The organism is Streptomyces sp. NRRL WC-3549 (assembly GCF_000721935.1).
Lineage (GTDB): Bacteria > Actinomycetota > Actinomycetes > Streptomycetales > Streptomycetaceae > Streptomyces.
The window spans coordinates 48,274-55,480 of the sequence record NZ_KL585443.1 but is presented as its reverse complement, the minus strand read 5'-3'; the positions used below and the strand labels follow the sequence as shown (position 1 = coordinate 55,480).

The 7,207-nt window shown below is 73.9% G+C and carries 7 protein-coding genes and 1 pseudogene; 6 read left to right on the top strand and 2 right to left on the bottom strand.

The genetic code is table 11. From position 1 onward, the window contains the following. Nucleotides 1-198 precede the first annotated feature (198 nt). On the top strand, nt 199-705 hold the full coding sequence (locus tag IH13_RS0134105; RefSeq protein ID WP_031090688.1) for a nucleoside deaminase: 507 nt from the start codon (nt 199-201) through the stop codon (nt 703-705). Nucleotides 706-718: 13 nt separating this feature from the next. Here IH13_RS0134105 and IH13_RS0134100 read toward each other — a convergent pair whose 3' ends face one another. Further along, complete coding sequence (locus IH13_RS0134100; protein ID WP_031090687.1) at nt 719-1,609, bottom strand: SDR family oxidoreductase; 891 nt, start codon at nt 1,607-1,609, stop codon at nt 719-721. Between the two features lie 333 nt (nt 1,610-1,942). Between IH13_RS0134100 and IH13_RS0134095 the strand changes: the two genes are divergently transcribed. Then, nucleotides 1,943-2,164 (top strand): DUF6480 family protein, encoded by a 222-nt coding sequence (locus IH13_RS0134095; protein WP_031090686.1) that lies wholly within the window; start codon nt 1,943-1,945, stop codon nt 2,162-2,164. 151 nt (nt 2,165-2,315) lie between these two features. Further along, the gene (locus tag IH13_RS0134090) at nt 2,316-3,500 is read left to right on the top strand and encodes a zinc-dependent alcohol dehydrogenase (RefSeq protein ID WP_031090685.1); all 1,185 of its coding nucleotides are present in this window, start codon (nt 2,316-2,318) and stop codon (nt 3,498-3,500) included. An 83-nt stretch (nt 3,501-3,583) separates the two neighbouring features. On the opposite strand, the gene IH13_RS0134085 is transcribed toward IH13_RS0134090, so the two are convergent. Next, nucleotides 3,584-4,714 carry a GlxA family transcriptional regulator gene (locus IH13_RS0134085; protein WP_031090683.1) on the bottom strand — a complete coding sequence of 377 codons (1,131 nt, stop codon included), beginning with the start codon at nt 4,712-4,714 and terminating at the stop codon, nt 3,584-3,586. 70 nt (nt 4,715-4,784) lie between these two features. Between IH13_RS0134085 and IH13_RS0134080 the strand changes: the two genes are divergently transcribed. The 3 genes and pseudogenes from IH13_RS0134080 to IH13_RS41720 all read left to right on the top strand — a co-directional run bounded on the left by IH13_RS0134080 (nt 4,785) and on the right by IH13_RS41720 (nt 7,164). After that, nucleotides 4,785-5,810, top strand: a complete 1,026-nt coding sequence (locus tag IH13_RS0134080; protein WP_031090681.1) for an NADP-dependent oxidoreductase — start codon at nt 4,785-4,787, stop codon at nt 5,808-5,810. 541 nt (nt 5,811-6,351) lie between these two features. Beyond that, complete coding sequence (gene panD / locus IH13_RS0134075; protein ID WP_031090679.1) at nt 6,352-6,774, top strand: aspartate 1-decarboxylase; 423 nt, start codon at nt 6,352-6,354, stop codon at nt 6,772-6,774. A gap of 32 nt (nt 6,775-6,806) precedes the next feature. Next, nucleotides 6,807-7,164 (top strand): annotated as a pseudogene (locus tag IH13_RS41720) (GNAT family N-acetyltransferase). The last annotated feature ends 43 nt before the right edge of the window (nt 7,165-7,207 follow it).

The following is a 7,207-nucleotide window of genomic DNA, read 5'->3' as shown; positions in this document are numbered from 1 at the left end:
GTCCGGCGCGCCCGCGCCCGCCGCCGGCTGCGCGAGGACGAGCGGGTGCGCGAGGCCGTGGACCAGGCCCTGCGCGCGGAGGCCGGCCGGCAGGCCTGACCGGTGCCGCGGTTCCCGGCGGCCGGGAGGCCCGGGGGAGCGCGTACGGTACCGTCGCCCGACGGCGGGACACCCCGCGCCGAGGAGCGAGAGCGAGCGATGACGACCACCCCGCTGACCGACACCGACCTCCGCCACGTGGAACGGGCCGTGGAGCTGGCCGGGGAAGCGCTGCGCGCCGGTGACGAGCCCTTCGGATCGGTCCTGACGGGCGCCGACGGGCACCTCCTGCGGGCAGCCCGCAACCGGGTGCGCACCGGCGGGGACGGCACCCGGCACCCGGAGTTCGAACTGGCCCGGTGGGCGGCGGAGCACCTGGACGCGTACGAGCGTCGGCGCACCGTGGTCTTCACCTCGGGCGAGCACTGCCCCATGTGCGCCGCGGCGCACGGCTGGGCCGGTATGGGCCGGATCGTCTACGCCCATTCCTCCGCCCAGCTCACCCGGTGGCTCGCCGAGATCGGTGTCGCACCGTCCCCCGTGGCGCCCCTGCGTATCCAGGAGGTGGTCCCCGGCGCCGACACCGTGGGCCCGCTGCCGGCCTTCACCGCCCGGCTGCGCACGATGCACCACGCCTGCCACGCCGGACGGGACCGTACGGCCTGAGGAGCGGCACCCGTCAGCGGTCCGGGCCACCGGGCGCGTCGGCGCCGGCCCGCCCGCCCGCACCCAGCAGCCCCGTGGCCTCGAACGACGTCTCCTGCCGCAGCTTCGGCAGTTCCCGCCTGGACACCATCGTGACCACCGACGGCATGGCGGCCCGCACCACCTGTGTGGCACGCAGCCAGGCGGGGACGTACACGGCCGTACCGCGGTGCTCGACCGCCCGCACGACGCGGGCCGCCACCGTCTCCACGGGGTAGACCTTGCGCGCGGGCCGGGGCATGTGCCCGCGCAGTTCCCGGAGCACGGGATGCCGGTCGGCGTCACGGATCATGTCGGTGTCGGTCCAGTTCAGGTAGGCGATGCCCACTCCCACGCCTTCGTGCGCCGTCTCCGCGCGCAGGGTGTGCGCGAACGCCTCGACGCCTGCCTTGGAGGCGCAGTAGGCGCTCATCATCGGCGCGGCGCCGATGGAAGCCAGCGACGCGATCTGCAGGTAGTAGCCGTGCGTGGCCCGCAGCTGGGGGAGGAAGGTGCGTGCGCTGATCGCGCTGCCGATCAGGTTCACCTCGATGACACGCCGCCAGCTCACCGGGTCGGACTCCGCGAAGGGCCCGCCCTCCGCCACCCCCGCGTTCGCCACGAGGACGGACGCCGGCCCGAACCGGGCCCGCACCTCGTCGGCCACCCGCGCCATGCGCGCGTCGTCGGTGACATCGACTTCCCAGCACTCTGCCGGCCCCGCCACGGAGTCCCGCACCTCGGCCAGCGCGGACTCCTCACGCCCGATCAGGGCCACCGTGGCGCCCCGTCGTGACAGTTCCCGCGCCATCGCCGCACCCAGGCCGCGCGCCGCGCCGGTCACCACGGCGACGCGGCCCCGCAGCGGACCAGCTGTACCCGCCATGTGTACCTCCTGAAGGATCGGCCCCCCGGCGGCCCACACGCCGACGGCCGGCGAGCGGTGCCCCCCACCTAAGCACTCGTGCGGTGCCGCCGTCGGCCGGAACGGTGCACATGGGGGCCACCGGCCCGTCCCGGTGCGGACCGGCCGGCGCCACCGTGCTCGGTGGTCCCGGCCTCGGCGGTGGCGCGGGCCCACGAGACGTCCTTCCCCGGGCACCGGTGGCCGGACCCGGCTTCACCGGGTGGCGGCCGGGCTCCACCGGCGGGTGGTGCCGGCGCGTCTGGTCGGGGGCACTTCTGGTAGGCGCTCCCGTGATCGGGTACGTGCACCTGTATGAGCACAGGCAACCCCGACCCCGACCCGCGCACCACCCCAGGTCTCGAACCCGGCGGCGGCGTCCCCCCGGGCGAGACACCGCCGGCCGAGGGAAGCACCTCGGAGGCGGGCCCGCGGCACGCGGCCCCCAAGGGGTGGAGCAAGGGACCGCTGACCGCCATCCTCGTGGTCGTCGTCCTGGTGGCAGCCTTCTTCCTCGTCTACGCCCTGCTCCTGTGAACCCGGGACCGGGCCGAGACGGCCGGCCCGTCGGACGGGCCGGGACACACGCCTACGGGCGGACCCCCGTGCGCCGGGCCGTAGCAGGTGGCCGGCCGTGGGCGAAGGACCTCGAAAACATCTCGCAAGACCTCCGGAAAGGAGTCGGATCGTGCGCGCACTGACCTGGCAGGGCAAGAGGGACGTCCGGGTGGAGACCGTCCCCGATCCGCGCATCGAGGATCCGACCGACGTCATCGTCAGGATCACCTCGACCGGGGTCTGCGGTTCGGACCTCCACCTGTACGAGGTCCTCGGCCCCTTCCTCGACCCGGGCGACATCCTCGGCCACGAGCCCATGGGCATCGTGGAGGAGGTGGGCCCCGAGGTGACGGCCCTGGCCCCCGGGGACCGGGTGGTCGTCCCGTTCAACGTCTCCTGCGGACACTGCTACATGTGCGACCGGGGCTTGCAGTCCCAGTGCGAGACCACCCAGGTCCGCGAACGCGGCACGGGCGCCTCCCTGTTCGGCTACACCAAGCTCTACGGCCAGGTGCCCGGTGGACAGGCGGAGCTGCTGCGGGTCCCGTTCGGGAACACCCTGCCGATCAAGGTCCCGCACGGGCCGGCGGACGACCGGTTCGTCTATCTGTCCGACGTACTGCCCACCGCCTGGCAGGCCGTGGAGTACGCGGCCATCCCGCCCGGCGGTTCGGTGACCGTCCTCGGCCTCGGACCGATCGGCGCGATGGCGGCACGCATCGCGCGGCACCGCGGGGCCGGCCTCGTGGTGGGCGTCGACCTCGTACCCGAGCGCCTGTCCCGCGCCGCCGCGGACGGGGTGAAGTGCCTGGATCTGCGCCGGCACGGCAAGGACCTCGGCGACGCCATCCGCGATCTGACGGACGGGCGCGGCACCGACGCGGTGATCGACGCGGTGGGTATGGAGGCGCACGGCGCCCCCGTCGCCAAGGCGGCGCACGGGATGGTCGGGCTGCTGCCCGACGCCCTCGGGGAACGCCTCATGGAGACCATGGGCGTCGACCGGCTCGCGGCGCTCCGGGCCGCGATCGACGTGGTGCGCCGGGGCGGCACGATCTCGGTGTCCGGCGTGTACGGCGGAGCGGCCGACCCGCTGCCGATGCTGACCATGTTCGACAAACAGCTCCAGATCAGGATGGGCCAGGCCAACGTCAGGCGCTGGGTCGACGACATCCTGCCGCTGCTCACCGACGAGGACCCGCTGGGCGTCGACGGTTTCGCCACGCACCGGCTGCCGCTCGAGGAGGGCCCCCAGGTGTACAAGACCTTCCAGCAGAAGCAGGACGGAATGATCAAGACACTGCTGATCCCCTGAGCGCCGGGGGAGGACGCCGCCGCCGTGACCACCCGGCCGAGGTGCGGGCCACGGCTGCGGGCACCCACCCCTGCCGGGCCCCTTCAGCCCTCAGCGCCCGACGCTTCACCGGCGACCCCCGCGACCGGGCCCGACGCGCGGAAGGTGCGCCGGTAGGCGGACGGAGCGACCCCCGCCTCCGTCGCCAGGTGCCGCCGCAGCGAGGTGGCGGTGGCGAAGCCGACCTCATGGGCGACCCGCTCCACCGGCAGATCGCTGGACTCCAGCAGGAGCCGTGCCCGGCGCAGCCGCTGCTGGGTCAGCCAGCGGCCGGGGCTCAGACCGGTCTCCTCCCGGAAGCGCCGGGCGAAGGTGCGGGTGCTCATCGCCGCGTGCGCGGCCAGTTCGTCCAGCGGCAAGGGGAGCCCGAGCCGCTGCAACGCCCAGTCGCGGGTCGGCCCGGTGCCGGTTCCGCTCGCCGGCGGCAGCGGCCGCTCGATGTACTGCGCTTGTCCGCCCTCCCGGAACGGCGGTACGACGCAGCGGCGGGCCACCTGGTTGGCGACCTCACTGCCGTGGTCCCGGCGCACCAGGTGCAGGCAGACATCGACCCCGCTCGCCGCGCCGGCGGAGGTCAGCACGTCACCGTGGTCGACGAAGAGCACGTCGGCGTCGAGCTCCACCCGGGGGAACAGCTCCCGGAAGTGGCCGGTGAGCGCCCAATGGGTGGTGGCCCGCCGCCCGTCCAGGAGCCCGGCGGCGGCCAGCAGGAAGGCGCCGGTGCAGATCGACACCAGACGGGTGCCGGGGCGGACACGGGACAGGGCGGCGAGGGCCTGCGGGTCCGGGACGGCGGCCGAGGCCCGGGAGACCGAGTACGGAGGAATGACGACGGTGTCCGCCTCGGCCAGCGCCTCGGGGCCCTGTCCCGGGGTCACGGTCAGATCCGAGTCGGTACGCACGGGCCGCCCGTCCACGCTCGCGGACACCACCTCGTAGCGGCCGTCGGCCGAGCCCAGGACCCGGTGCGGAATGCCGAGTTCGAAGGGGTAGACGCCGTCGAGGGCGAGGACGACGACCTTGTGGGCGCCCGGCCGTGGCTCCGGACGCATCAGGCGGCCCAGTGCGGCCGCGCGGTCGGCGGGGGTCCGGACCTGGGAGGGCGCAGTGGGTATCGGGCGGACGGAGGGGCCGGTGGCGCGGGGAACGCGGTGGGAGGCGGGACCGAGGGGCATGGCGGGAATGTATCGGAAGCTGACCTTCTTGCCATCGCCCTGAACCGGGCCGTACGGCCAGGATCGAGGCATGACGTCGACCCACACCTCCGAGAACCCGAACTCCCCGGATCCGGCCGCTGCCACGGACACCCCGGCCGCCGCCGCGCCGGACGGTGCGCCCCTGATGCTCGCCCTGCACCAGACGGTCCTCGGCGGCCCCGAGGTCCTGCGGGTGACGGAGCTTCCGCGGCCGGAGCCCGGTCCCGGGGAGATCCTCGTCGCCGTGCACGCGGCCGGACTCAACCCCACGGACTTCAAGCACCGTGCCCAGGGCCTGTTCCTGCCTGCGCCACCGCTGACCCTCGGGTGGGACGTCTCCGGCACCGTGGTGGAGACGGGCTTCGGCGTCACCCTCTTCCGGCCCGGTGACGAGGTGTTCGGGATGCTTCCCTACCCGTACGGGGCCGGCTCGCACGCCGAGTACGTGACCGGTCCCACCCGCGCGTTCGCCGCCAAGCCCGCCGGGATCGACCACGTCCAGGCGGCCGCTCTGCCGCTGGCCGCGCTCACCGCCTGGCAGGCCCTGGTCGAGACCGCGGGCCTCCGGGCCGGGCAGCGGGTGCTGATCCACGCCGCCGCCGGTGGTGTCGGACATCTCGCCGTGCAGATCGCCAAGGAGCGTGGCGCGCACGTCACCGGGACGGCGAGCGCCCCCAAGCACGCCTTCCTGCGTGAGATCGGCGCGGACGCCTGCATCGACCACCGCTCCGAGGACTTCGCCGGCACCGGGGAGCGCTACGACGTCGTCCTCGACGCCCTCGGCGGGGAGACGGCCACCCGCTCCGTGGGCGTGCTCCGCCCCGGCGGCGTCCTGGTCTCCCTGCTGCCGGGCGACCAGGACACCCGGACCGCGGCCGAGAAGGCACAGGTCAACGCCGTCACCCTGCTGGTCGAGCACGACCGGGCGGGGATGCTCGCCCTCGCCGACCTCGTCGACCGGGGCCGGCTCCGGGCCCATGTCTCCGGGACCTTCCCCCTCGCCGAGGGCGCCCGGGCCCACGTCCTGGGGGAGACGGGCCGTACCACGGGGAAGCTGGTCATCACCGTTCGCTGAGGCGGCACGGCTCGGAGGGCGGGCACCTACACCCGCCGTGCCCGCGGTGCTGCATGCCGTCTCACGCGAAGGAACCCCTGTGGAGCCACCTGCCCGGCGGGGTTCACGGATCCGCGTGTGAGGCTGCGTCCCATGACCGAGCACCAACGCCGGATGCTCGTCGTCGGACGAGGCAGGAGCGGATGACCCCGGCCATCTGACCCTCGCGGCGGTGACGGCCGTGCGGCGCAGGGTCGGCGGTCCGCCCCGACTCCCGGTTGACCACCGGACCACTCGCCCCGCCCACGCTGCCGGAGTGACGGTGATCACGGACGCCCTCAGGGAAGTGCTGCGTAGGCTTGTGCAGGCGTCGCGGTGCGTCCGGGCAGCGTGTGAAGCACTCCTGCATGTGCCTGACGGCTCATCGGTACGTCGGCAAGTGGTCGGCACGGGTCCTGGAAGACTTGGGGGCCGCTGTCCGGGCATCGACTCGTTGTAAAGTAGGAAAACCGCCCTTGACCTGCAAAAACGCAGGCAGGGAGCCTAGAGTGGGAGTACCTCGATGATGCGCACCATGTTCAAGTCCAAGATCCACCGGGCCACCGTCACCCAGGCCGACCTGCACTACGTCGGTTCCGTGACCGTCGACGCGGACCTCATGGACGCCGCCGACCTCCTGCCCGGCGAGCTCGTCCACATCGTCGACATCGACAACGGCGCCCGGCTCGAGACCTACGTCATCGAGGGCGAGCGAGGCTCCGGCGTCATCGGTATCAACGGCGCGGCCGCGCACCTCGTGCACCCCGGGGACCTGGTCATTCTCATCAGCTACGCCCAGGTCGACGACGCCGAGGCCCGCGCGCTCGTCCCGAGCGTCGTGCACGTCGACGCCGACAACCGCATCGTGGCTCTGGGGACCGACGCGTCGGCGCCGGTGCCGGGCAGCCGTACAGAGCGGAGCCCGCACGCCGTACCCGCGTCGTAGCGGGTCCGCCCACCGTACGAGCAGGACGCGCCATGGCGGCAGAGAACACCTCGGTCGAGATCCGGGACGACCGGGACCACGGCAAGCTGGTGGCCCGCCTGGACGGCATCGTCGCCGGGACGATCGCGTACTTCGCGATGTACCCGGCCCCCCGGAGCGCTCGTCGCCGTACACACCCTCGTCGGGCGGGAGTACGAGGGCCGGGGCATCGCGGGTGCGCCGGCCTGGGAGTTCTAAGCCGTCGCGGCCCGTGAGGGCGTGCCCGTCGTGCCGCTCTGCCCATACGTCGCCACGTGGGCCCGGCGTCACCCCGAGCAGGCGCCCGAACCACCGGAGGAGCTGGTGGAAGGGGCCCGGCGGCAGCTCGGTTCGCACCCCGAACTGCTGTGACCCGGGGCCCCGGCCCGGGGCGGACGTATGGACTCGGCAGGCG

Coding starts and splice junctions, on each gene's coding strand:
- IH13_RS0134105 (WP_031090688.1), top strand. CDS start 199: ATGACGACCACCCCGCTGACCGACACCGACCTCCGCCACGTGGAACGG.
- IH13_RS0134095 (WP_031090686.1), top strand. CDS start 1,943: ATGAGCACAGGCAACCCCGACCCCGACCCGCGCACCACCCCAGGTCTC.
- IH13_RS0134100 (WP_031090687.1), bottom strand. CDS start 1,609: ATGGCGGGTACAGCTGGTCCGCTGCGGGGCCGCGTCGCCGTGGTGACC.
- IH13_RS0134085 (WP_031090683.1), bottom strand. CDS start 4,714: ATGCCCCTCGGTCCCGCCTCCCACCGCGTTCCCCGCGCCACCGGCCCC.
- IH13_RS0134080 (WP_031090681.1), top strand. CDS start 4,785: ATGACGTCGACCCACACCTCCGAGAACCCGAACTCCCCGGATCCGGCC.
- panD (WP_031090679.1), top strand. CDS start 6,352: ATGATGCGCACCATGTTCAAGTCCAAGATCCACCGGGCCACCGTCACC.